The sequence below is a fragment of the Pseudomonas sp. OV226 genome (genome assembly GCF_003148705.1).
In the GTDB taxonomy this organism is placed as follows: Bacteria; Pseudomonadota; Gammaproteobacteria; order Pseudomonadales; family Pseudomonadaceae; genus Aquipseudomonas.
This window is the reverse complement of sequence record NZ_QGGS01000011.1, coordinates 81,937-105,082: the sequence shown is the minus strand read 5'-3', so window position 1 is coordinate 105,082 and position 23,146 is coordinate 81,937. Positions and strand designations below refer to the sequence as shown.

Here is a 23,146-nt window from a genome sequence, read left to right as displayed (position 1 = left end):
AACGTAGGACCGATCTTCATTTCACGCTTCTTCCAGTTCGACCAACGCACTGCCTTCGCTGACCATTTCGCCTTCCTGGCAATACAAGGCCTTGATCACACCCGCGTGGGGCGCACGAATGCTGTGCTCCATTTTCATTGCTTCCAACACCACCAATTGCGCCCCGGCTTCGACCGTTTGCCCGGCCTCCACCAGGACTCGCACGATGCTGCCGTTCATCGGGGCCGTGAGACCGCCCTGATGGCTGTGGCTGGCTTCGACGGCGCTGATCGGGTCGTAGGACTCGATACGGCGCAGTTCACCTTCCCATTGCAGATAGACAGAGTCGCCACGACGGAGGGTCCGATGCTGGCGGCGCACGCCGTTGTGCTCGGTCAGCAATTGCTCGCCTTTGAGTTGCGCCGTGCAGATGTCGCCCAGGGTCAACGCCCGGTCCTGGTTTTCGCAGCTCAGGTGCAGGGTGATTTCCTTCGGCAATCCGGCACGGAAACCATTACTGATCCCCCACGGCGAACTCACGTCATCAGCGCGCGGTGAAGCTGGCTGGCTCTGGGCAACCGCCTGCGCAGCGGCTTGCCAGAACGCGTCATCGAGGTCCGAGGGCGCTGGCAACAATTGCTCCTGAAAACGCGGGATAAACCCGGTGTCCAGCTCTGCCGCCGCAAACGCAGGGTGCGCGATGATCCGGCGCAGGAAGTTGATATTGGTCTTGAGCCCGCCAATCGCAAACTCATCGAGCATGCTCAGCAAGCGCAGACGCGCCTGTTCACGGTCCTCGCCCCAGGCAATCAGCTTGCCGAGCATCGGGTCGTAGAATGGCGAAATTTCATCGCCTTCCTCGACACCGCTATCAACCCGACGTCCCGGGCCTGCGGCGGATTCGCGATACAGGTCCAGGCGGCCGGTGGCCGGCAGGAAGTCATTGGCCGGGTCCTCGGCGTACAGCCGCACTTCAATCGCGTGACCGATCAGCGGAACCTCGGCCTGGGACATCGGCAGCGCTTCGCCACGAGCCACACGAATCTGCCAGGCCACGAGATCGAGCCCCGTGATGGCTTCGGTGACCGGGTGTTCCACCTGCAGGCGCGTGTTCATCTCCATAAAGAAGAACTCACCGCGCGAATCCAGCAAAAACTCCACGGTGCCGGCACCGACATAACCGATGGCTTGCGCCGAACGCACAGCCGCCTCGCCCATGGCACGACGCAGTTCCGGGCTCAAGCCTGGCGCGGGGGCTTCCTCGACGACTTTCTGGTGCCGACGCTGGATCGAGCAGTCACGTTCATTCAGATACAGGCAGTTGCCATGCTGATCGGCGAAGACCTGGATTTCCACATGACGCGGTTTGAGGAGGTACTTCTCCACCAGCATCCGCGAATCGCCGAAGGACGATTTCGCTTCACGCTGTGCCGAGGCCAGGGCTTCGGCCAACTGGCTGACATCCTCGACCACTTTCATGCCTTTGCCGCCACCGCCGGCGGTGGCCTTGAGCAGCACCGGATAACCAATGCGTTCGCAGGCATCGCGGAAGGTGTCGAAGTCTTGCGCTTCGCCGTGATAGCCGGGGACCAACGGTACGCCGGCGGTTTCCATCAGCGCTTTGGCCGCGGATTTACTGCCCATGGCGTCGATGGCCGAGGCGGGTGGGCCGAGGAAAATCAGGCCTGCCTCTTCAATCGCGCGGGCGAACCCGGCGTTCTCCGACAAAAAGCCATAACCCGGATGAATCGCCTGAGCACCGCTGGCCTTGGCGGCAGCAATCAGTTTGTCGATTTGCAGGTAACTGTCGGCGGCTTTGCTGCCACCGAGGTCGACGCGGATATCCGCTTCGCGGCTGTGGCGCGCGTCACGGTCAGTGGCGCTGTGCACGGCCACGGTGGTCAGGCCCAGGGCTTTGGCGGTGCGCATCACGCGGCAGGCGATTTCGCCACGGTTGGCCACCAGCAGGGTGGTGAGAACAGGTGCGCTCATCAACGCGGCTCCTTCGTGGTGGGGGCCTGCCAGCTCGGCGGACGTTTTTGCAGAAAAGCGCGCAGGCCTTCCTGACCTTCAGGGCTGACGCGGATACGGGCGATGGCATTTTCGGTGTAGCGGCGCAGTGCCGGAGTCAATTCGCCGTGACTGACTTCGCGCAGCAGATCCTTGCTGGCGCGCATGGCGGCCGGGCTGTTGAGTAGCAGGTTGTCGATCCACTGATCGACCTTTTGCTCCAGCTCAGTGGCCGGATAGCTCTCCGACAACAAGCCGATTTCCCGCGCCCGTTGCCCGCCGAAACGTTCGGCAGTCAGGGCATAACGGCGTGTAGCGCGTTCGCCAATGGCTTGCACCACGAACGGGCTGATGACCGCTGGCGCCAGGCCGATGCGCACTTCCGACAGGCAGAACTGCGCGTCATCGGCGCCAATGGCCATGTCGCAGCAACTGATCAGGCCCAGTGCACCGCCGAATGCCGCACCTTGCACCACGGCCACTGTCGGGATTTTCAACTTGGCGAGGTTGTACATCAATTCCGCCAGTTCCCGGGCGTCGTCGAGGTTGGTGTTGTAATCGAGCTCGGCCGACTGCTGCATCCACGCCAGGTCTGCGCCGGCGCTGAAATGCTTGCCGCGCCCGCGCACCAGCAAAAAGCGCAGGCTGGTGTCGCTGGCCACGGTATCCAGCGCGAGGATCAGTTCGCGGATCATTTCAGCGTTGAACGCGTTGTTCTTTTCTTCGCGGCTGAGCCACAGGGTGGCGAAACCCCGTGGGTCGGTCAGCAGTTCGAGGGTATTGAAGTCGCTCATGGTTTTCTCCCGATCACATCCGGAACACGCCGAAGCGGCTCGGTTCGATAGGCGCGTTCAACGACGCGGACAAGGCCAGGGCCAGCACATCGCGGGTCTGCGCCGGGTCGATGACACCGTCGTCCCACAGCCGTGCGCTGGAGTAGTAGGGGTGACCCTGTTCTTCATATTGATCGAGGATTGGTTGCTTGATCTCGGCTTCCTGCTCGGCGCTGAAACCATGACCACTGCGCTCGGCCTGCTCGCGTTTGACCTGCACCAACACCCCAGCGGCTTGCTCGGCGCCCATCACGCCGATGCGAGCGTTCGGCCACATCCACAGGAAGCGCGGGTCGTAGGCTCGCCCGCACATGCCGTAGTTGCCGGCACCAAAACTGCCGCCAATGATCACGGTGAATTTCGGCACCTTGGCGCACGCCACGGCGGTCACCAGTTTCGCGCCATGCTTGGCGATGCCACCGGCCTCGTATTTCTGGCCGACCATGAACCCGGTAATGTTTTGCAGGAACAGCAACGGAATGCCGCGCTGACAGGCCAGTTCGATGAAGTGCGCGCCTTTCTGCGCGGCTTCGGCGAACAGGATGCCGTTGTTGGCGAGGATCGCGATCGGGTAACCGTGCAAGTGGGCAAAGCCGCAGACCAGTGTGGTCCCGAACAGTGCCTTGAATTCGTCAAACACCGAACCGTCGACCAGGCGCGCAATGACTTCGCGTACATCGAACGGTTGCTTGGCGTCCGCCGACACCACGCCGTATAGCTCGTCGTTGCTGTACAGCGGAGCAATCGGCGCACGTTGTTGCAGCTCGCCGAGTTTGCGCCAGTTAAGGTTGGCGACACTGCGTCGGGCAATGGCCAGGGCGTGTTCATCGCTCTCGGCGTAGTGGTCGGCCACCCCGGAGATCTTGCAATGCACATCGGCCCCGCCAAGGTCTTCGGCGCTGACCACTTCACCGGTCGCGGCTTTCACCAGCGGTGGGCCGGCGAGGAAAATCGTCGCCTGCTGACGAACCATGATCGCTTCGTCAGCCATCGCTGGCACATACGCGCCACCGGCGGTGCAGGAGCCCATGACCACCGCAATTTGCGGAATGCCCATGGCGCTCATGTTGGCCTGGTTGAAGAAGATTCGTCCGAAGTGCTCGCGATCCGGGAACACTTCATCCTGGCGCGGCAAATTGGCGCCGCCAGAGTCCACCAGATAGATGCACGGCAGGCGATTCTGCTGGGCGATGGTTTGGGCGCGCAGGTGTTTTTTCACGGTCAGCGGGTAGTAAGAGCCGCCTTTCACCGTGGCATCGTTGGCGACGATCATGCACTCGACGCCTTCCACGCGGCCGATCCCGGCGATCACGCCAGCGGCTGGAACGTCTTCACCGTACACCTCGTAGGCCGCCAGCTGGCTGATCTCAAGAAACGGCGAGCCCGGATCGAGCAGGCGGTTGATCCGCTCGCGGGGCAGCAACTTGCCTCGCGAAGTGTGGCGTTCTTGTGCCTTCGGGCCGCCACCTTGCTGCACTTGGGCGAGCAGGGTGTGCAGGGCGTCGACCTGTTTGAGCATCGCCGCGCTGTTGGCCGCGAATTCCGCCGAACGGGGGTTGAGCTGGGTATGCAGGATAGCCATGGACAGCTCCGTTTAGCGGGTTTCGTTGAACAGTTCGCGACCGATGAGCATGCGACGGATCTCACTGGTACCGGCGCCGATTTCGTACAGCTTGGCGTCACGCAGCAGACGACCCGCCGGGAATTCATTGATGTAACCGTTGCCCCCCAGAATCTGGATCGCGTCGAGGGCCATTTGCGTGGCGCGTTCGGCGCTGTAGAGGATCACGCCGGCAGCGTCCTTGCGCGTGGTTTCGCCACGTTCGCAAGCCTGGGCCACGGCGTACAGGTAGGCGCGGCTGGCGTTGAGCTGGGTGTACATGTCGGCGACTTTGCCCTGGATCAACTGGAATTCGCCGATGCTTTGGCCGAACTGCTTGCGGTCGTGGATGTAGGGAACGATCAAGTCCATGCAGGCCTGCATGATGCCGGTCGGGCCACCTGAAAGGACGACGCGCTCGTAGTCGAGGCCGCTCATCAATACTTTCACGCCGCCGTTGAGCACGCCGAGGATGTTTTCTTCCGGCACTTCGACGTCATCGAAAAACAGTTCGCAGGTGTTCGAGCCGCGCATGCCGAGCTTGTCGAACTTGTTGCTGCGGCTGAAGCCTTTCCAGTCGCGCTCGACGATGAACGCGGTGATGCCGTGCGGGCCTTTTTCCAGGTCGGTCTTGGCGTAGATCACGTAGGTGTTGGCGTCAGGACCGTTGGTGATCCAGGTCTTGCTGCCATTGAGCACGTACTTGTCGCCACGTTTGTCAGCGCGCAGTTTCATCGAGACCACGTCGGAACCGGCATTCGGCTCGCTCATGGCCAGGGCGCCGATGTGCTCGCCGCTGATCAGCTTCGGCAGGTATTTGGATTTCTGTTCGTGATTGCCGTTGCGGTTGATCTGGTTGACGCAGAGATTGGAGTGGGCGCCGTAGGACAGGGCGACCGACGCCGAACCGCGGCTGATTTCTTCCATGGCAACCACGTGCGCCAGGTAACCCAGGCCAGCACCGCCGTACTCTTCCGGCACGGTAATGCCCAGCAGGCCCATGTCGCCGAATTTGCGCCACAGGTCAGCGGGGAACAGGTTATCGATGTCGATCTGAGCGGCGCGCGGTGCGATCTCTTTGGCGACGAAGGACTGAACCTGATCGCGCAACATGTCGATGGTTTCACCGAGGGCAAAATTCAGGGATGGGTAGCTCATGGGTCACCTTTTGGCTTTTTTGTAGGGTGGGGAGGGCAGTGATTCGGCTCTCACCTTTACGTTAACGTAAGCCTGTGACGAATGGCTGTCAATCACCCTTTACGTTAACGTCAACTTGAGCGAGAGTAGAGGCAGTTCTGAACGATCGGGGCTACTCATATGCCTCGGTCCAACAACCCACTAATAAAGACAATAGGGGTCGTCATGGATCAACCCAGTGCAAGCCCGCAGCGCAGCTATACCCGAGGTTCCCAAAACAAAGCCTTGCTGGCGATGACCATCGGCCAGGCATTCGATAACACCGTTGCGCAGTACCCGACCGGGGAGGCGCTGGTCGTGCGCCATCAGCAGTTGCGATACACCTGGCAGCAACTGGCCGACGTCGTAGACCTGCACGCCAGAGCGCTTCTGGCGCTGGGCCTGCAAGCGGGTGACCGTCTCGGCATTTGGGCACCGAACTGCGCCCAGTGGTGCATCACCCAATTCGCCACGGCGAAAATCGGCGTGATTCTGGTCAACATCAACCCGGCGTATCGCAGCTCCGAACTCGAATATGTGCTCAAGCAGTCGGGTTGCCAATGGCTGGTCTGCGCCGGCGCGTTCAAAACCTCCAACTATCACGGGATGCTGCAAGGCCTCGTTCCCGAACTGGCCGAGCAATCCATCGGAAAGTTGCACAGTGAACGCCTGCCCGACCTGCGCGGTGTCATCAGTCTGGATGCGCAGCCGCCTTCAGGTTTCCTGCCGTGGTCACAATTGGCCGATCTGGCCGCCAGCGTTTCGACTGAGCAGTTGCAAGAACGCCAGGACAGCCTGCATTTCGATCAGCCGGTGAACATCCAGTACACCTCCGGCACCACCGGGTTCCCGAAAGGCGCGACCCTCAGTCACTACAATATTCTCAACAACGGTTACATGGTCGGCGAAAGCCTGGGCCTGACCGCCAATGATCGCCTGGTGATCCCGGTGCCGCTGTATCACTGCTTCGGCATGGTCATGGGCAATCTCGGCTGCGTCACTCATGGCAGCACCATGATTTACCCGAGTGATGCCTTCGATCCGCTGCTGACCCTGACCACTGTCGCTGAAGAAAAAGCCACAGCGTTGTATGGCGTACCGACCATGTTCATCGCCATGCTCGATCAGCCCAGCCGGGCCGAATTTGACCTGTCGAGCCTGCGCACCGGGATCATGGCCGGTGCAACGTGCCCGATCGAGGTGATGCGCCGGGTCATCAACGAAATGCACATGAACGAAGTGCAGATTGCCTACGGCATGACGGAAACAAGCCCGGTGTCGTTGCAGACCGGTCCGTCAGACGAACTGGAGTTGCGCGTAACCACGGTCGGTCGCACCCAGCCGCAACTGGAAAGCAAAATCATCGACGAGGCCGGCAACCTCGTGCCGCGCGGCACCATTGGCGAACTGTGCACCCGTGGTTACAGCGTGATGCTCGGCTATTGGAACAACCCGCAAGGCACGGCGGAAGCCATTGATCAGGCCGGCTGGATGCATACCGGCGACCTGGCGAGCATGAACGACGAAGGCTATGTGTGCATTGCCGGACGCAACAAGGACATGATCATCCGTGGCGGTGAAAATGTTTACCCACGGGAGTTGGAAGAGTTCTTCTTCACCCACCCGGCGGTGGCTGACGTGCAGGTGATCGGCATCCCGTGCTCGCGTTATGGCGAAGAGATTGTCGCCTGGATCAAATTCCACCCTGGCCACAGCGCTACCGAGCAAGAGCTGCAAGCCTGGTGCAAGGATCGCATCGCGCACTTCAAGACGCCGCGTTACTTCAAATTCGTCGAGGAGTTTCCGATGACGGTGACTGGCAAGATCCAGAAATTCCGTATGCGTGAGATCAGTATCGAAGAACTGCGCGGTAACCAAGACTGAAGGGAACCCCTGTGGGAGCGAGCTTGCTCGCGATAGCGGTAGCACATCCAGCAAAGATGTCGACTGACCCACCGCTATCGCGAGCAAGCTCGCTCCCACAGGGGATAGTGAAAACCTGAATGCCAGAAAGCACAAAGGGGAGCCGAAGCTCCCCTTTAATTTTGTCGTTGCGCGTGCTCTTTTTTTATTATTGAGGGGCGGTCTGTTTTTGTTTTTAGTGACCGTGACCCTTTACCGCTGTTTTTGTCGATCCCCATCCGGGATCAAGAGCAAACGTATTTTTTTGAGCGCTGATCTACTTTTTCGCTAAGCGATCCAACCAGTTCGGGAGCTACCTGAGGGTAGTTTTATTGTTCTCTGCCCGGTTGCGGGTTACTCCGAAAAGCACCCTGAAAAGCACACCTTCTCCAAAAAAATCTGTTAGCTGCGTCTCTGCCGTGTTGTTTTTGTTATGTCAGAGTCGTTACGTCTTATTTTTATTAGGTTTGCTGCTTTTTTTGTTCTTGTTATGCAGTAGAGATAGCAGAAGCCGTGCCAACTTTTAAAAACACTTTAAAATCAATGCTTTGTGATTTTGTAAGGTTTTGCGCCTCAGGTAAAACCCTAGAATCTGTTTCCGTGTTACTCGCTTGCGCCCACCATTGAGACCGCGCGGTAACACCCAGACACACTCACTGTGCGCTGCGAGCCTTGGCCACGCGCGAACCGGTCACACGCCCCAACACCGTGCAAATCTGCTGACCGGCCAGAATCAATGCATCCAGATTGATACCCGTCTCGATTCCCAGGCCGTTGAGCAGGTAAACCACATCTTCAGTGGCAACGTTACCGCTGGCGCCCTTGGCGTACGGGCAGCCGCCGAGGCCGGCGATGGAACTGTCGAACACCGAGATACCTTCCAGCAGGCTGGCGTAGATGTTGGCCATGGCCTGGCCGTAGGTGTCGTGGAAGTGCCCGGCGAGTTTTTCGCGGGGCACGCTGGCCGAGACCACTTCGAACAGCTTGCGGGTGGCGCCAGCGGTGCCCGTGCCGATCGTGTCGCCCAATGACACTTCATAACAGCCCATTGCATAGAGCTCGCGCGCAACCAGGGCGACTTGCTCGGGGGCGACGTTACCTTCGTAAGGGCAGCCCAGCACGCAGGACACGTAACCGCGCACGCTCACGCCGTGTTGTTTGGCCGCCTCCATGATGGGCACGAAACGCTCCAGGCTTTCGCTGATCGAGCAGTTGATGTTGCGTTGGGAAAACGCCTCGGAGGCGGCGGCGAACACGGCCACCTCCTTTACACCCGCCGCCATTGCGTCTTCAAACCCGCGCAGGTTGGGGGCGAGCGCGCCGTAGGTGACGCCCGGCTTGCGCTGGATCTGCGCGAAGACCTCGGCGGAACCGGCCATTTGCGGCACCCACTTTGGCGAAACGAAACTGCCGACTTCTATATAGCCAAGGCCGGCGGCGGTCAGCGCGTCGACCAGTTGCACCTTGTCGGCAACGCTGATGGGCTGGGCTTCGTTTTGCAGACCGTCGCGTGGGCCGACTTCGACAATGCGTACGTGGGTAGGAAGGGACATGGCGTTGGACCTGTTGTAATTGTCTGAATGTTCACAGAACCCTGTAGGAGCCAAGCTTGCTCGCGATAGCGGTATGGCCTTCAACATCGATGTCGACTGACCTGACGCTTTCGCGAGCAAGCTCAGCTCCTACACGACCTGTTGGCTCTTGATCGTTTGCTCCAGCGCCTGGACGCAACGCTCCTGCGCGGTATCCAGTTCCAGCTTCATCTGTTCGATGTCGAGCATTTGCTGCTCCAGCTGTTCGCGGCGTTCGGCGATTTTGGTCAGCATGGTTTGCAGTTGTTTCTGATTGCCACCGGTCGGGTCGTATAGCTCGATCAGCTCGCGGCATTCGGCCAGCGAGAAGCCTATGCGCTTGCCTCGCAGGATCAGTTTCAGACTGACCTTGTCGCGGGGCGAATAGATGCGTTCCTGACCGCGACGTTCGGGGCTGAGCAGGCCTTGCTCTTCATAAAAGCGGATGGCCCGCGTGGTGATGTCGAGCTCGCGGGCGAGGTCGGAAATGCTATAGGTCTGGCTGCTCATGGAGGCGCTCGAAAAAGGTCATGGCGCTAAGCTAATGGCAGGTTGACGTTTACGTCAAGGGGCAGCGGTTTTCGCTGTCAATGCGGGCCTCTTCGCGGGCAAGCCTCGCTCCTACAGGATCTGAGCCGAACCTGTAGGAGCAAGGCTTGCCCGCGATGAACGATGATGCCTACGCCTTTTCGAGCTTCTTCTCATGCGCCGTCACCTGCTGGCACAACTCGATCATCTGCTCGCGCATCCAGCGGTTGGCCGGGTCCTGGTCGGTGCTTTCATGCCAGTAGAGGTGCGTTTCCACCGGTGGCACGTCGTTGACCGGCAGGCTGAAGGCGTGCAAGTCATTGCGACGGGCGAAGCGCTCCGGCACGGTCATGACCATGTCGGTCTGCTGTAACACTTGCGAGGCCATCAAATAGTGCTGGGACCGAAGCGCGATCTTGCGCTGGATGCCCATCTTCCCCAGAGCCAGGTCGACATGGCCCAGACCGCTGCGGCGGCTGGAAATGTGGATGTGGGTCAGCGACAGGTAATCATCCAGGGTGAATTTCTCTTTACCCGCCAGCGGATGCCCCTTGCGCATGGCGCACACGTAGCGGTCTTCCATCAACTTGACGTGACGCACCTGCGGGTCGGTGTTGAGCGGCGCATCCACCGCGAAGTCGAGACGCCCGGCCGCCAGTTCCTTGGTGGTCTCGCGGCGCTTGGACAGGAAGCTTTCGATGATCACTGTCGGGGCCAGACGGCGCAGGCGCTGGAACAGCGGCGGCAGGATCACCGCTTCAGTGAGGTCGGTCATGCTGATGCGGTAGGTCTTGACCGCCTGCAGCGGGTTGAATATGCGGCTTTCCTGCACCGATACGCGCAGTAGAGAGAGGGCGTTACGCACCGGCCCGATGATGTTCTGCGCCATCGGCGTCGGCACCATGCCTTGGGCGGTGCGTACAAACAACGGATCGTTGAAGGTCTCGCGCAGGCGAGCCAGAGCGTTCGAGACCGCTGGCTGAGTAATGCCGACAATCTGCCCGGCACGGGTCAGGTTGGCTTCGGTGTAGATCGCGTCGAAGACGATGAAAAGGTTGAGGTCGACCTTGCTCAGATTCATTGCGCTGCACTCTTATTGTTTGGGGCATTTCGTTGTGGCCGGAGGCCTTGGCGATCACCCGATCATATATCGGTGATGAATGTTAATACACGCCGAGAATAGGCTAGGTAAATTATCAGCGCTGTTCTAGCATCAATCGCATGACCTAAACAACCTCTGCCCAAGAAGGTAATTGCTCATGGATTTCGCTTATTCGCCCAAGGTGCAAGAACTGCGTGAGCGCGTGACCGCGTTCATGGACACTTACGTTTATCCCGCCGAAGCCGTGTTCGAGCGCCAGGTTGCCGAAGGTGATCGCTGGCAGCCGACCGCGATCATGGAAGAACTTAAACTCAAGGCCAAGGCTGAAGGTCTGTGGAATTTGTTTCTGCCTGAGTCCGAACTCGGTGCCGGCCTGACCAACCTCGAATACGCGCCATTGGCTGAAATCATGGGCCGCTCGTTGCTGGGGCCAGAACCGTTCAACTGCTCGGCACCCGACACCGGCAACATGGAAGTGTTGGTGCGTTACGCCAACGAAGAACAGAAACAACGCTGGCTCGAACCACTGCTGCGCGGCGAGATCCGCTCGGCGTTCGCCATGACTGAGCCGGACGTCGCGTCCTCCGACGCCACCAACATGGCCGCCCGCGCTGTGCGTGATGGTGACGAGTGGGTCATCAACGGCAAAAAATGGTGGACCTCAGGTGCCTGCGATCCACGCTGCAAAATTCTGATTTTCATGGGCCTGAGTAACCCGGATGCACCGCGCCACGCGCAGCACTCGATGATTCTGGTGCCGGTGGATGCCCCGGGCGTGAAGATCGTGCGTCCGCTGCCTGTGTTCGGTTATGACGACGCGCCTCACGGCCACGCCGAAGTGCTGTTCGAAAACGTCCGCGTGCCGTATGAAAACGTCCTGTTGGGCGAAGGGCGCGGCTTCGAAATCGCTCAGGGCCGCCTTGGCCCAGGCCGGATTCACCACTGCATGCGTTCGATCGGCATGGCTGAACGGGCGCTGGAATTGATGTGCAAACGCTCGGTCAGCCGTACTGCGTTCGGTAAGCCGTTGGCACGCCTGGGCGGCAATATCGACAAGATTGCCGACTCGCGGATGGAAATCGACATGGCACGCCTGCTGACATTAAAAGCGGCGTACATGATGGACACCGTGGGCAACAAGGTGGCGAAGAGCGAAATCGCGCAGATCAAGGTGGTTGCGCCGAACGTGGCATTGCGGGTAATCGACCGGGCGATCCAGATCCATGGCGGGGCCGGGGTGTCCAACGATTTCCCGCTGGCCTACATGTATGCGATGCAGCGCACCCTGCGCCTGGCCGACGGCCCGGACGAAGTACACCGCGCAGCCATTGGCAAGTTCGAGATCGGCAAGTACGTGCCCAAAGAGATGATGCGTAGCGGGCAGTAAGTTAGACCGCGTCATCGTTCATCGCGGGCAAGCCCAGCTCCCACAGGTACAGCGTGACCCCTGTGGGAGCCGAGCTTGCTCGCGATAGCGTCAGCCGATCCACCGTATCAGCATCTGACTCAATACACCCAAACCTCAACCCGCCGATTCTTGATCCGCCCCTCATCGCCGCTATTGGTCGCCACCGGCATTTCGGCGCCAAAACCGCGGATCTCGCGAAACACCACACCGCTTTTCACCAATTCCCGCCGCACGGCCATCGCCCGCAGCTTCGACAGCAGATCGGCACGCGCCGGGTCACTCTTGGCGTCACCAAACCCTACCAGCGTGACCTCGCGGTTGGTCTTGCCGTGCTGCTTTATATAGTCGAGCACCCGTGACAGGTCTTGCTGGGCCTTGTTGTCCAGCGTGGCACTGCCTTCTTCAAAGCGGAAATTCACCGACAGTCGCTGAGCATGGCGACTGAGCGCCTGGTAAGCCTCGGGCATCAGCGCGTTCGGCGTCACCGTGATGGCCTGGACGGTCTGAGCGATAAAACCGTTGGCCGCGACAATCGCCTGGCCTTTATTGCTTTGAGCGAACGTCGCCAAGGCCTCGGCCCAAGGGTTTTGGGCGTGGGGCGGCAGGTAAAAGAACAGCCGGCGCGACAGCGGATAGTCTTCCGTGGCGATCAGGCTATTGAGTGGCAGCATTGCCTGGGATTGGCCGTCGACGATGGCCACGGCTTTGGCCTGGCGCACATAAGGCAGGCCGATGAAACCGATGCCTTGCGGGTCCAGACTGACCGCGTCGGACAATTGCTCACTGGATTCGAAGCGTTTCGCAGCGCTGTTGAGCGTTTTTCCACGACGGCTGAGGACTAATTCCTTGAAGGTGTCGTAGGTGCCCGATTGGTCATCCCGCGCATACAAATGAATGGCGCCGCCGCTGCCGCCGAGTTCTTCCCAGGTTTTGACTTCGCCACTGAAAATTCGCGCCAGTTGTTCGGTATCGAGTTGGTTCAGCGGGTTTTGCGGGTGCAGGATGATGGCCAGCCCATCGATCGCGATGACTTGTTCGGCGTCGGGGCTTTTGAAGTCGCCCAAGGGTTCGAGGTCGACCCGTTCGCTGTCCTTGATCGGGCGCGAAGACGCGGCGAGGTCGGCGGACCTGTTTTTCAGCGCGGTGAAACCGGTGCTGGAACCGTGGGCCGCGACCTCCACCACGACGCGATGGCCTTGGGCCGTTTCGCCGACAACTTGCAGTTCGTTGGCTTTGTCCGGTGCTTCGCTGTGAACCTTGAGCAGGCCCTGTTCGCGCAGCATGCCTTCGACCAGCGCCGGACCCAAGGCCGCACCGATGGTGTTGGAACCCTGGATGCGCAGCACCGGGCCATTGGCGGTTGTCGGTAAATCACCGGCCGATGCCGTCAATGGCAGGCCGGCGCACAGCATCAACACAAACAAAACGCGCAGCGTCATGCCCGCACCTTAAAAAAACAAAGAAAGTGCGGGGACAATAAGTCAGCAAGGTTTCCGAAAGATGACAGTTAACTTATGTGCGAGCTTGCTCGCGATGACGGTGGCACTTCCAACATCTATGTTGGCTGAAAGTCCCCAATCGCGAGCAAGCTCGCTCCCACATTTTGATTTGTGTAAAGCCTGGGATCAGCTCAACTCAAGCCAGATCGGCGCGTGATCGGACGGTTTTTCCATCCCGCGCAGGTCGTAATCCACGCCGGCGTCCTTGATCCGTGGCAACAAGCCATGGGAGGCCATGATCAAGTCAATCCGCAGCCCGCGCTTGGGCTCGTCTTCAAAGCCACGACTGCGGTAGTCGAACCAACTGAAACGATCGGCCACGTCCGGGTTGAGGTGACGGAAACTGTCCACCAGGCCCCAGTTTTTCAGGCGTGCCATCCATTCGCGCTCTTCCGGCAAGAAACTGCATTTGCCGGTTTTCAGCCAGCGTTTCATGTTGTCCGGGCCGATGCCGATGTCGCAGTCTTCCGGGGAAATATTGACGTCACCCATCACCACCAGCGGCTGATCGTTGCTGAACTGGCTTTCCAGCAATTGTTGCAGGTCGCTGTAGAAACGTTCCTTGGCCGGGAACTTGGTTGGGTGATCGCGGCTTTCGCCCTGTGGGAAATAGCCGTTCATGATCGTCACCGGCACGCCGTTGGCGTCGGCGAATGTGCCCCAGATGAAGCGGCGCTGAGCGTCTTCTTCATCGGTGGCGAACCCTTTGTGCAGTGCCAGCGGTTCTTTGCGCGAGAGCAGGGCGACGCCGTAATGGCCTTTCTGCCCATGGAAGTACACGTGATAGCCCAGCGCCTGAACCTCGGCCAGGGGGAACTGGTCGTCGTGAACCTTGGTTTCCTGCAGGCCGATGACGTCTGGCTGATGTTTTTCAATCAGCGCCGCCAGCTGATGTGGGCGAGCACGCAGCCCGTTGATGTTGAAGGAGACGATCTTCATGGTCGGCAGTCCTGGCAAAAGGGCGATGCTAGCTGACATGTAGGAATCGGGCCAGCGTGGGGTGAGGGGATTCGTGTCCGGAGGTAGGTCTTTCATCGCCAATGCGGGCCTCATCGCGAGCAGGCTCACTCCTACAGTCCGAGTCTGGTCTATACCTTTGTGGGAGCCGAGCTTGTTCCGGGCGGCGTTCCGACGATGGCGTCATCACAGTCAACACTGATATCGATCAGTAGGGAACTGTGTCAGCACCGATAGGCTCGTACCAAGAAGAGCACAGCCATTTGAGCTGTACCGGGGAGATTAACCGTTATGCCTGAAACCTCTACCGCCCTTGCCGATATCCACATGCTCGACAGCGGCTATGCCCACGAAGCGCGCTCCCTGCTTTACCACGCTTACCGCCACGAACCGACCTTTGGTTACCTGTTCGAGGCCGAACGCCCCGGTTATGAACATCGCGTGCGGGCGACCGTGCGTGAGCTGGTCAAACAGCACTTTGTCCAGGAGTTGCCGGCCATTGGCTTGCTGGTCAACGACCGTTTGATTGGCATCGCGCTGATCGCGCCCCCGCAACGACGCCTGGGCATCACCGAAAGTTGGGCCTGGCGTTTACGCATGGTGCTCAGTGCCGGTTTTCGTTGCACCCGCCGCTACCTCGACTACCACGCCGCCGTCGCGGCCTGTCTGCCCACGGACTTGGTCCATGTGTTGCCGCTGCTGGGCATTCACCCGCAATTTCAGGGCAAACATTTTGGCGAGCAACTGCTGCAAGCGGTGCATAACTGGTGCGCCGTCGATGAAACCTCCGAGGGTGTGATCCTCGACACCGGGAATCCTCGCTACCTGGAGTTCTATAAACGTCAGGGTTACGAGGAAATCGGCGAGGTCGCTGTAGGACCCATCCGCGAGCACGTTTTTTTCCATGCCAATCCGCAGGTTTTGCACACCGCGACGGCATAAACGGTAGAACTTTAACGCCTCCCCACGCTCTATCACGCTCCCAAGCTCGTGATAGCATCCGTGCCTATGAAGTTTCCAGGAAGATTTACCAGTGGCGTACTGATGCTGTTAACCAGCAGTGCGGCACTGGCCCAAAGTGAATTGGATGTGCGGATCAAACCGTCCAATGATGAGCTGAAAGCCAATGTAGAGGGCTATATCGGCAACCTTGGCGATCGTGACGAAGAAGCGCTGCTGCGCTTCAGTCGTGGCGCCGAGCAGCAGGCGCGCAAGGCCGCCCAGGCCTTGGGTTATTACCAGCCGCAGATCGACAGTAATGTGAAGGGTGGCAAGACGCCGCGCCTGGTGCTCAACATCGACCCCGGCGAGCCGGTACACCTGCGCAATGTCACGATTCGCGTCGACGGCCCGGCGGCAGACCTCAAATCCTTTCGTGTGCCCCAAGGCGCTTCGCTGAAAACCGGTGCGGTGCTCAATCATGGTCATTACGAAGACGCCAAGCGCCTGATCCAGAATCAAGCCTCGCGCTTCGGCTTTTTCAGTGGTCACTTCACCAGCCAGAAGTTGTCAGTGGACCCGCGCGCCGGCGTGGCCGATATCGAACTGATCTACAACAGCGGCCCGCGTTATGCGCTGGGCAAGGTCAGTTTCGAAGGCGACACGCCTTTCGATGAAGACCTGCTGCAACGCATGGTGCCGTTCGAGTCCGGAGCGCCTTATGACTCTGAGCTCATCGCCGAGCTCAATCAGGCGTTGCAATCGAGTGGCTATTTCGAAGGTGTGCGCGTCGATGCAGCACCCACGGCATCCAAAGATGACGTGATCCCGGTGGACGTCAAACTCGAAACGCGCAAGCCGCGAACCATGGGCCTGGGCCTGGGTTATTCCACGGACGTCGGTCCCCGGATCAAGGCCAACTGGACCCGGCACTGGGTCAATCCGCAGGGGCATAGTTATGGCTGGGAAGCCGAGCTATCGGCGCCCCGGCAAAACGTCGGGCTGTTCTACGACATCCCGCTGGACCCGCCACTGACCGACAAACTGCGTTTTGCCGGTGGTTACCAGAACGAAGACATCGCCGGTACCGACACCCACAGCAAGCTGCTGACCCTCGGCCCGGAATGGCACAGCAAGTTACCCAGTGGCTGGCAGCGCGTGGTGTCGTTGAAATGGCAGCGTGAGGATTACTCACTGGGTGACGACGCGGGTTTGAGTACGTTGCTGATGCCCGGCGTCAGCTATTCCTACCTGAAAAGTGACAACCGCATCGACCCGCACAACGGCTATCGCCTGCAATTCGAGTCCAAAGTGGCGAAAGAAGGCCTGGGTTCAGACAGCAACTTGCTATACGGCACCGCGTTGGTGAAAGGCTTGACCACGGTCTTTGACAAACACCGCTTTCTTGGCCGGGTGCAGGTGGGCGGCAGCGCCACCAATGGCTTCAGCTCAGTCCCGCCGTCGCTGCGGTTTTTCGCCGGTGGTGATCAGAGCGTGCGCGGTTACGACTATCAAAGCCTGTCCCCGGAAAACTCCGAGGGCGACCGCATCGGCGGCCGCTACATGGTCGCAGCCAGCGCCGAATACCAATATTCCGTCGCCGAAAAATGGCGGGTCGCGACCTTCGTTGATCAGGGCAACGCCTTCAATACACTCGAATTGCCGAACCTCAAGACCGGTGTGGGTATCGGCGTGCGCTGGGTCTCGCCGGTAGGGCCGATCCGTCTTGACCTGGCCCATGCGCTGGACGACGACGGCGGCATTCGACTGCACTTTTCCATGGGGCCTGAGCTTTGAATCGTGGTTTGAAAATAACGCTGCTGGCGATTCTGGCGTTGCTGATGCTGGTGCTGCTGAGTGTGGTGTCGGTGCTGGGTACAGCCACGGGCAGCCGCTGGGCTTTAGGGTTTGTACCGGGTCTGACCGTCGAGAATTTCCAGGGCCGTTTGGGCGGACAGTGGAGCGCCGATCATGTGCTGTGGCAGCAAGACACCCGCCGGGTTGAACTGAGCAAGGTGATTTTCGCCTGGTCACCGTTGTGCCTGACGCGCATGACCCTGTGCCTTGAGCAAGTGAAGGCTGACCAGGTCAGCCTGCAATTTCCCCCGGGCGCTGAAGAGCAAAGCAGCGGGCCGCTCAGCCTTCCGGAATTGAAGTTGCCCGTGGCGATCGAGCTGGGTGACGTCCAGGTCGGCAGCCTGCTGTTCAATGGCAGCGAAGCGCTCAAAGGCCTGCAATTGGCGGCGCACTGGACGGTGCAAGGCTTGCAGATCGACTCGGTGAAGTTGCAACGCGATGACCTGAGCCTGAACCTCTCCGGCCTGTTGCAGCCCAGCGGTAATTGGCCACTCAAGGCTGAAGGCAATCTGACCCTGGCGACCCCGGGGCCTTGGACACTGGCGTTGAAGGTTGACGGCGATCTGCTGAAAACCCTGAACTTGAAAGCCGACAGCAGCGGTTACCTGAACGGGCAACTGACCGCTGAACTGCAACCCTTGGTGGAAAACCTGCCGGCCAAGGTGCGGATCACCGCCGATGGCTTCAAGGCCAGTGCCGACCTGCCGGACACGCTGCAACTCAATCAACTGGAACTGACCGGCGACGGTGATCTGAAAAACGGTTATCAATTGCTCGGCAAAGCCTCTTTGCCCGCCGAGCAAGGCCCGGTCGCGTTACTGCTGCAAGGCAAGGTCGACGCCAAGGGCGCGCAGATTGCCGGGTTGGACCTGACGGCCAACGACAAGCAATCCCTCAAACTCACCGGGCAGTTGGACTGGAGCAAAGGCCTGAGCGCCGATGCGAAGATCGACTGGCAGGATTTCCCGTGGCACCGACTCTATCCGCTGATCGACGAACCGGACGTCGCGTTGCGCCGCTTCAATGGCGATATCTCCTATACCGACGGAAAATACCTCGGCAGTTTCAACGCCGCACTGGACGGTCCGGCCGGCGCCTTCACCCTGAACAGCCCGTTCAGCGGCGACCTGACGAAAATCTACCTGCAACAGATTGAGCTCCAGGCGGGGCAGGGCAAGGCCGAAGGGCATCTGAACCTGCAATTCGCCGACGGCATTGCCTGGGATACGGCGCTCGACCTCTCGGCGATCAACCCGGCGTATTGGGTGGCGGAACTGCCGGGCACCCTGGCTGGGCCCTTGCGCAGCAAAGGCGAGATGAAAAATGAACAGCTCAGCCTGACCGCCGACCTCGATCTGAAAGGCAAACTGCGTGGCCAGCCGGCGGTGATTCAGGCCAAGGCTGACGGTGGCGGCGAGCAATGGAACCTCAATGCGCTGCACGTTCGTCTGGGCGACAACAGCATCAATGGCAAAGGCAGCCTGCAGCAGAAACTCGCCGGGCAGATCGACATCAACCTGCCGCGTCTGGCGCAACTCTGGCCGCAACTTCGTGGGCAACTGAACGGGCGCATCGATGTCGCCGGTACGCTGAAGGCGCCGCAAGGCAAGCTTGGGCTGCAAGGTTCGCAACTGACATTCCAGGACAATCGCCTGCAAAGCCTGAACCTGGACGCGACCCTCGACAGTGCGCAACGGGCGAAAATCGAGCTCAAGGGCAGCAGCATCCAGGCCGGTGATACGTCGCTGGGAACGCTGACCGCCAGTGGTCAGGGCGACATCAAAAGCCAGAAACTGACGCTCGACCTGCAAGGGCCGAAGCTCAAATTGGCGCTCGGCCTCGATGGCAATCTGAATCAGGGCAACTGGCGCGGGCGCTTGGCCAGCGGCGATATCCAGGCCGGAGGGCAAGACTGGAAGCTGCAATCCCCGGCGAAACTGGAACGACTGGCGGACGGCAAAATCACCTTCGGGGCACATTGCTGGGCGTCCGGCCCGGCCAGTCTGTGTGGTGAGGATTCGCGCCTGATGCCTGAGCCGAAGTTGCGTTATCACCTCAAGCAGTTCCCGATCGACAGCCTGGCGCAGTGGTTGCCGAAAGATTTCGCCTGGAAGGGCAGTCTCAACGCCGACCTGCAACTGGACTTGCCGGCCAGCGGTCCGAACGGCCAGATCAGCATCGACGCCAGCGGCGGTACGTTGCGCATGAAGGAAAAGGACCAGTGGCTGGACTTCCCGTACCAGACGCTGAAAGTCACCAGCAAACTCACGCCCAAACGCATCGACACTGACCTCAACTTCGTCGGCGGCAAGCTCGGCGAGCTGATGGTCCAGGCGCAGATCAATCCGCTGCCCAAGAGCAAACCTGTGAGCGGCTCGTTCCGCCTCAGTGGGCTGGACCTGTCGGTAGCTCGGCCATTCGTGCCGATGGTCGAAAAGCTGACCGGGCGTTTGAATGGCAGTGGCACGATTTCCGGTGGCCTGTTGGCGCCGCAGGTCAACGGCAGCCTGCTGCTCAGCGACGGTGAAGTCTCCGGGGCCGAGTTGCCGATGGCGCTGCAAGCCTTGCAACTGCGCGCGGTAATTGCCGGTGAAACCGTGCAATTGAATGGCGACTGGAAAAGCGGCAAGACCGGGCAGGGCACGCTCAACGGCAACATCGACTGGGGGCAGGCGCTCATGGTCGACCTGGCGCTCAAGGGCTCACAATTACCAGTCACCGTCGAGCCGTACGCCAAGTTGGAAGTCGCGCCTGACCTGAAGATCTCGATGAAAGGTGACGAGTTGGCCATCGCCGGCAAAGTGCTGGTGCCCAGAGGCGAGATCACCATTCGTGAGTTGCCGCCTTCCACGGTCAAGGTGTCCGATGACGTGGTGATCGTCGGTCAGCAGACCGAAGAGGGCAAACCACCCCTGGCCATGAAGATGGACATCGATGTGGTGGTCGGCGAAGACAAACTGAGCTTTGCCGGGTTTGGCCTGACTGCGAATGTGCAGGGGCATGTGCACATCGGCGACAACCTGGACACGCGCGGCGAGTTGTGGCTCAACGACGGGCGTTATCGCGCCTACGGTCAGCGCTTGACCGTGCGCCGGGCGCGCTTGTTGTTTGCCGGCCCGCTCGATCAGCCTTACCTGGACGTCGAGGCGATTCGCCAGACCGACGACGTGATTGCCGGTATACGCCTGAGCGGCAGCGCCGAGCAGCCAACCACGCAGATCTTCTCCGAGCCGGCCATGAGCCAGGAGCAGGCCTTGTCCTATCTGGTACTGGGTCGTCCGCTGAGCAGCAACGGCGAAGATAACAACATGCTTGCCCAAGCTGCGCTTGGGTTGGGCTTGATGGGCAGTTCGGGAGTGACTGGCGGGCTGGCCAAGGACCTGGGGATTCAGGATTTCCAGCTCGATACCCAGGGCAGTGGCAGCACCACCAGCGTGGTTGCCAGCGGCAATATCTCCGAGAAGCTCAGTTTGCGTTATGGCGTTGGCGTGTTTGAACCGGCCAACACCATTGCCTTGCGCTACAAGCTGAGCAAGAAGGTCTACCTCGAAGCCGCCAGCGGCGTGGCCAGTTCGCTGGACATCTTCTACAAGCGGGATTTCTAAGACCCCGTCACTTTTTCAAACCGAGTCGCTGCCATCGCGGGCAAGCCCGCTCCCACAGGGGATTACACCGATCCTGTGGGAGCGGGCTTGCCCGCGATAGCGTCCGTGCGCGCGCCACAATATCCGACTCCTTTGGTCAACTAAATACGAAGCAACCTAACTATTGCGTTGACATTGGCTGCCTAGGCAGTAACATTTCGTCATACATTCTCTGCCTAGGCAGCTAATTGGTGGCCAGATGAAACATTTCTCTCCGGACGATTTCCAGAATTGCCACCTCGGGCTCCTGCTCGGGCGCGCCGCGCTGCTCAAGGACCGGATTCTCGACACCCATATGGAACCCCACGGCATCACCGCCGCGCAGTTCAAAGTGCTGATCATCATTGGCCAATACGGCGTCGATACGCCGGCCGAGCTGTGCCGTCATCTGTCGCTGGACAGTGGTTCGATGACCCGCATGCTCGATCGTCTGGAACAGAAGGGTTTCCTCGCCCGCCAACGCAGCGAGGCGGATCGCCGTCAGGTTCAACTGGTGCTGACCGAAGACGGCCAGAAGCTCGCCGACCGCCTGCCGCACATCGGTGCAGAAGCGATGAACGAACTGGCCGGCGCCATCACCCCCGATGAGCTCAAGACCCTGGAACACATCCTCAAGAAAATCCTGGTGGCTGCCGGTGACTCGATCACCCTGCTGCGGGTAGGTGACAAATGAACAGTAAAACCCTGCGTACGAGCCTGAGTCTGGTGCTGTTGGCCATGACGCTGGCGGGTTGCGCCAGCTACAGCGGCCTGACCACCGAAGGCGTCAGCCTCGATGCGAAAAACCTGAAGGCCGGACAATCGTTGAACGGCGTCACGTTGTCGCCAGCGGCCTGGCCAAAAAACGATTGGTGGAAAAGCCTCGGTGATCCGCAGCTGGACGGTTTGATCCGCGAAGCTTTGCACGACAGCCCGGACATGCAAATTGCCGACGCTCGTGCCCACCAGGCCAGCGCTGCCGCTTACGCCGCCGACGCCGCCCGCATGCCGACCCTCGACGCCAGCGCTGGCGTCAGCCGTTCGCGACTCTCTCGGGATCAGGACCCGAGCGGGCAGGGCGGTACTTACGCCACCGTGCGTAACATCGGTGCCAGCTTCAATTACAACTTCGACCTCTGGGGCGGCCAGCGTGACGCCTGGGAAGCGGCGTTGGGCGAAGCCCGCGCTGCCGAAGTCGATCAACAGGCCGCCCAGTTGACCTTGTCCGCCGATGTTGCCCGCGCCTACAGCGATCTGGGTCAGGCGCACATCGTTTACGACCTGGCCAACGAGGACCTCAAGCGCACCCGGCAAATGCTCGATCTGGGCCAGCGTCGCTTGAGTTCGGGCATCGACAGCCAGTATCAGTTCCAGCAAACCGAAAGCCTGGAAGCCACTTCCGAAGCCAGCCTGATCGACGCTGAAAAACGCCTGAACAGCGCAAAAATCGCCCTGGCGGTGTTGCTCGGCAAAGGCCCGGATCGCGGCAACGAAATCGCCCGTCCAAAAATCCTCCAGGCCAGCGCCGTGGCATTGCCGTCGGTATTGCCCGCCGAGTTGCTGGGTCGCCGCCCGGACCTGGTGGCTGCACGCTGGCGGGTCGAGGCGGCGAGCAAGAACATTGCCGCCGGCAAGACCCAGTTCTATCCCAACTTGAACCTCAGCGCCGCCGCCGGTGCCGAATCGTTGTTAGGGGATGCCATGTTCGGGTCGGCCAGTCGCTTCTTTAATGTCGCGCCGACCATTTCGGTGCCGATTTTCGACGGCGGCCGGCTGCGCGCCGACCTCGATTCGCGCGATGCCGATTACGACCTCGCGGTGGCGCAGTACAACAAAAGCCTGGTGAAAGCGCTCGGCGATGTCAGCGACACGATCAACCAGTTACGCGATATCGGCCGGCAAATCGGTGCTCAGCAGCACGCCACCGACATTGCCCAGGATTCTTACAACACCGTGGTTCAGCGGTACGGTTCCGGCATCGGTAACTACCTGGACGTGCTCAGCATCGAGCAGCAATTGCTCCAGGCCCAGCGTCAGCTGGCCAACCTGAATGCCGAGCAGATCGACTTGTCGATCCAATTGATGCAAGCGCTGGGCGGCGGATTTCAGGGCGACACCCTGACCGCAGCCAACGCCATCCCAGCCACGCAGCACAACTAATT

Annotated in this window: 16 protein-coding genes; 7 read left to right on the top strand and 9 right to left on the bottom strand. The window is 60.2% G+C overall.

The window, feature by feature from the left end:
- Positions 1 to 21: 21 nt before the first annotated feature.
- The 4 genes from C7534_RS18600 to C7534_RS18585 are packed head-to-tail and all read right to left on the bottom strand — an operon-like array spanning position 22 to position 5,580.
- Complete coding sequence (locus C7534_RS18600) at positions 22 to 1,971, bottom strand: acetyl/propionyl/methylcrotonyl-CoA carboxylase subunit alpha (protein ID WP_109786622.1); 1,950 nt, start codon at positions 1,969 to 1,971, stop codon at positions 22 to 24.
- Positions 1,971 to 2,783 (bottom strand): gamma-carboxygeranoyl-CoA hydratase, encoded by an 813-nt coding sequence (locus C7534_RS18595; RefSeq protein WP_046032533.1) that lies wholly within the window; start codon positions 2,781 to 2,783, stop codon positions 1,971 to 1,973. Before C7534_RS18595 ends, C7534_RS18600 begins: the two co-directional genes overlap by 1 nt.
- 13 nt (positions 2,784 to 2,796) lie before the next feature.
- Positions 2,797 to 4,404, bottom strand: coding sequence for a carboxyl transferase domain-containing protein (locus tag C7534_RS18590; protein WP_077431854.1), 1,608 nt, complete (start codon positions 4,402 to 4,404; stop codon positions 2,797 to 2,799).
- A 12-nt stretch (positions 4,405 to 4,416) separates the two neighbouring features.
- Positions 4,417 to 5,580, bottom strand: a complete 1,164-nt coding sequence (locus tag C7534_RS18585; RefSeq protein ID WP_007946948.1) for an isovaleryl-CoA dehydrogenase — start codon at positions 5,578 to 5,580, stop codon at positions 4,417 to 4,419.
- Between the two features lie 204 nt (positions 5,581 to 5,784).
- Here C7534_RS18585 and C7534_RS18580 point away from each other — a divergent pair, with 204 nt between their 5' ends.
- Entirely contained in the window at positions 5,785 to 7,482 is a 1,698-nt protein-coding gene (locus C7534_RS18580; protein ID WP_109786621.1) for an AMP-binding protein, read from the top strand.
- Positions 7,483 to 8,153: 671 nt separating this feature from the next.
- On the opposite strand, the gene C7534_RS18570 is transcribed toward C7534_RS18580, so the two are convergent.
- The 3 genes from C7534_RS18570 to C7534_RS18560 form a co-directional block, all read right to left on the bottom strand.
- Positions 8,154 to 9,053, bottom strand: coding sequence for a hydroxymethylglutaryl-CoA lyase (locus C7534_RS18570; RefSeq protein WP_109786620.1), 900 nt, complete (start codon positions 9,051 to 9,053; stop codon positions 8,154 to 8,156).
- Between the two features lie 129 nt (positions 9,054 to 9,182).
- Positions 9,183 to 9,581, bottom strand: coding sequence for a MerR family transcriptional regulator (locus C7534_RS18565; RefSeq protein ID WP_046032528.1), 399 nt, complete (start codon positions 9,579 to 9,581; stop codon positions 9,183 to 9,185).
- 169 nt (positions 9,582 to 9,750) lie between these two features.
- Positions 9,751 to 10,680, bottom strand: a complete 930-nt coding sequence (locus C7534_RS18560) for a LysR family transcriptional regulator (RefSeq protein ID WP_109786619.1) — start codon at positions 10,678 to 10,680, stop codon at positions 9,751 to 9,753.
- A 178-nt stretch (positions 10,681 to 10,858) separates the two neighbouring features.
- Between C7534_RS18560 and C7534_RS18555 the strand changes: the two genes are divergently transcribed.
- The gene (locus C7534_RS18555) at positions 10,859 to 12,088 is read left to right on the top strand and encodes an acyl-CoA dehydrogenase (protein WP_046032526.1); all 1,230 of its coding nucleotides are present in this window, start codon (positions 10,859 to 10,861) and stop codon (positions 12,086 to 12,088) included.
- Positions 12,089 to 12,207: 119 nt separating this feature from the next.
- Here C7534_RS18555 and C7534_RS18550 read toward each other — a convergent pair whose 3' ends face one another.
- Both C7534_RS18550 and xthA read right to left on the bottom strand, forming a co-directional pair.
- Positions 12,208 to 13,548, bottom strand: a complete 1,341-nt coding sequence (locus C7534_RS18550) for a substrate-binding domain-containing protein (RefSeq protein ID WP_046032525.1) — start codon at positions 13,546 to 13,548, stop codon at positions 12,208 to 12,210.
- 186 nt (positions 13,549 to 13,734) lie between these two features.
- Positions 13,735 to 14,547 carry an exodeoxyribonuclease III gene (gene xthA, locus C7534_RS18545; protein WP_046032524.1) on the bottom strand — a complete coding sequence of 271 codons (813 nt, stop codon included), beginning with the start codon at positions 14,545 to 14,547 and terminating at the stop codon, positions 13,735 to 13,737.
- Between the two features lie 309 nt (positions 14,548 to 14,856).
- Here xthA and C7534_RS18540 point away from each other — a divergent pair, with 309 nt between their 5' ends.
- The 5 genes from C7534_RS18540 (at position 14,857) to C7534_RS18520 (ending at position 23,144) form a co-directional block, all read left to right on the top strand.
- Entirely contained in the window at positions 14,857 to 15,507 is a 651-nt protein-coding gene (locus C7534_RS18540; RefSeq protein ID WP_109786618.1) for a GNAT family N-acetyltransferase, read from the top strand.
- A gap of 66 nt (positions 15,508 to 15,573) precedes the next feature.
- A complete protein-coding gene (locus tag C7534_RS18535) occupies positions 15,574 to 17,301 on the top strand; it encodes an autotransporter assembly complex protein TamA (RefSeq protein WP_109786617.1) in 1,728 nt (575 codons plus the stop codon).
- A complete protein-coding gene (locus C7534_RS18530) occupies positions 17,298 to 20,966 on the top strand; it encodes a translocation/assembly module TamB domain-containing protein (RefSeq protein WP_109786616.1) in 3,669 nt (1,222 codons plus the stop codon). The genes C7534_RS18535 and C7534_RS18530 overlap by 4 nt, the downstream gene beginning before the upstream one ends.
- 238 nt (positions 20,967 to 21,204) lie before the next feature.
- Positions 21,205 to 21,678: a MarR family winged helix-turn-helix transcriptional regulator gene (locus tag C7534_RS18525; protein WP_109786615.1), complete on the top strand. Its 474-nt coding sequence runs from the start codon at positions 21,205 to 21,207 to the stop codon at positions 21,676 to 21,678.
- Positions 21,675 to 23,144, top strand: a complete 1,470-nt coding sequence (locus C7534_RS18520; protein WP_109786614.1) for an efflux transporter outer membrane subunit — start codon at positions 21,675 to 21,677, stop codon at positions 23,142 to 23,144. The genes C7534_RS18525 and C7534_RS18520 overlap by 4 nt, the downstream gene beginning before the upstream one ends.
- The last annotated feature ends 2 nt before the right edge of the window (positions 23,145 to 23,146 follow it).

Coding starts and splice junctions, on each gene's coding strand:
- C7534_RS18590 (WP_077431854.1), bottom strand. CDS start 4,404: ATGGCTATCCTGCATACCCAGCTCAACCCCCGTTCGGCGGAATTCGCG.
- C7534_RS18535 (WP_109786617.1), top strand. CDS start 15,574: ATGAAGTTTCCAGGAAGATTTACCAGTGGCGTACTGATGCTGTTAACC.
- C7534_RS18525 (WP_109786615.1), top strand. CDS start 21,205: ATGAAACATTTCTCTCCGGACGATTTCCAGAATTGCCACCTCGGGCTC.
- C7534_RS18540 (WP_109786618.1), top strand. CDS start 14,857: ATGCCTGAAACCTCTACCGCCCTTGCCGATATCCACATGCTCGACAGC.
- C7534_RS18550 (WP_046032525.1), bottom strand. CDS start 13,548: ATGACGCTGCGCGTTTTGTTTGTGTTGATGCTGTGCGCCGGCCTGCCA.
- C7534_RS18565 (WP_046032528.1), bottom strand. CDS start 9,581: ATGAGCAGCCAGACCTATAGCATTTCCGACCTCGCCCGCGAGCTCGAC.
- xthA (WP_046032524.1), bottom strand. CDS start 14,547: ATGAAGATCGTCTCCTTCAACATCAACGGGCTGCGTGCTCGCCCACAT.
- C7534_RS18570 (WP_109786620.1), bottom strand. CDS start 9,053: ATGTCCCTTCCTACCCACGTACGCATTGTCGAAGTCGGCCCACGCGAC.
- C7534_RS18520 (WP_109786614.1), top strand. CDS start 21,675: ATGAACAGTAAAACCCTGCGTACGAGCCTGAGTCTGGTGCTGTTGGCC.
- C7534_RS18560 (WP_109786619.1), bottom strand. CDS start 10,680: ATGAATCTGAGCAAGGTCGACCTCAACCTTTTCATCGTCTTCGACGCG.
- C7534_RS18600 (WP_109786622.1), bottom strand. CDS start 1,971: ATGAGCGCACCTGTTCTCACCACCCTGCTGGTGGCCAACCGTGGCGAA.
- C7534_RS18595 (WP_046032533.1), bottom strand. CDS start 2,783: ATGAGCGACTTCAATACCCTCGAACTGCTGACCGACCCACGGGGTTTC.
- C7534_RS18585 (WP_007946948.1), bottom strand. CDS start 5,580: ATGAGCTACCCATCCCTGAATTTTGCCCTCGGTGAAACCATCGACATG.
- C7534_RS18555 (WP_046032526.1), top strand. CDS start 10,859: ATGGATTTCGCTTATTCGCCCAAGGTGCAAGAACTGCGTGAGCGCGTG.
- C7534_RS18580 (WP_109786621.1), top strand. CDS start 5,785: ATGGATCAACCCAGTGCAAGCCCGCAGCGCAGCTATACCCGAGGTTCC.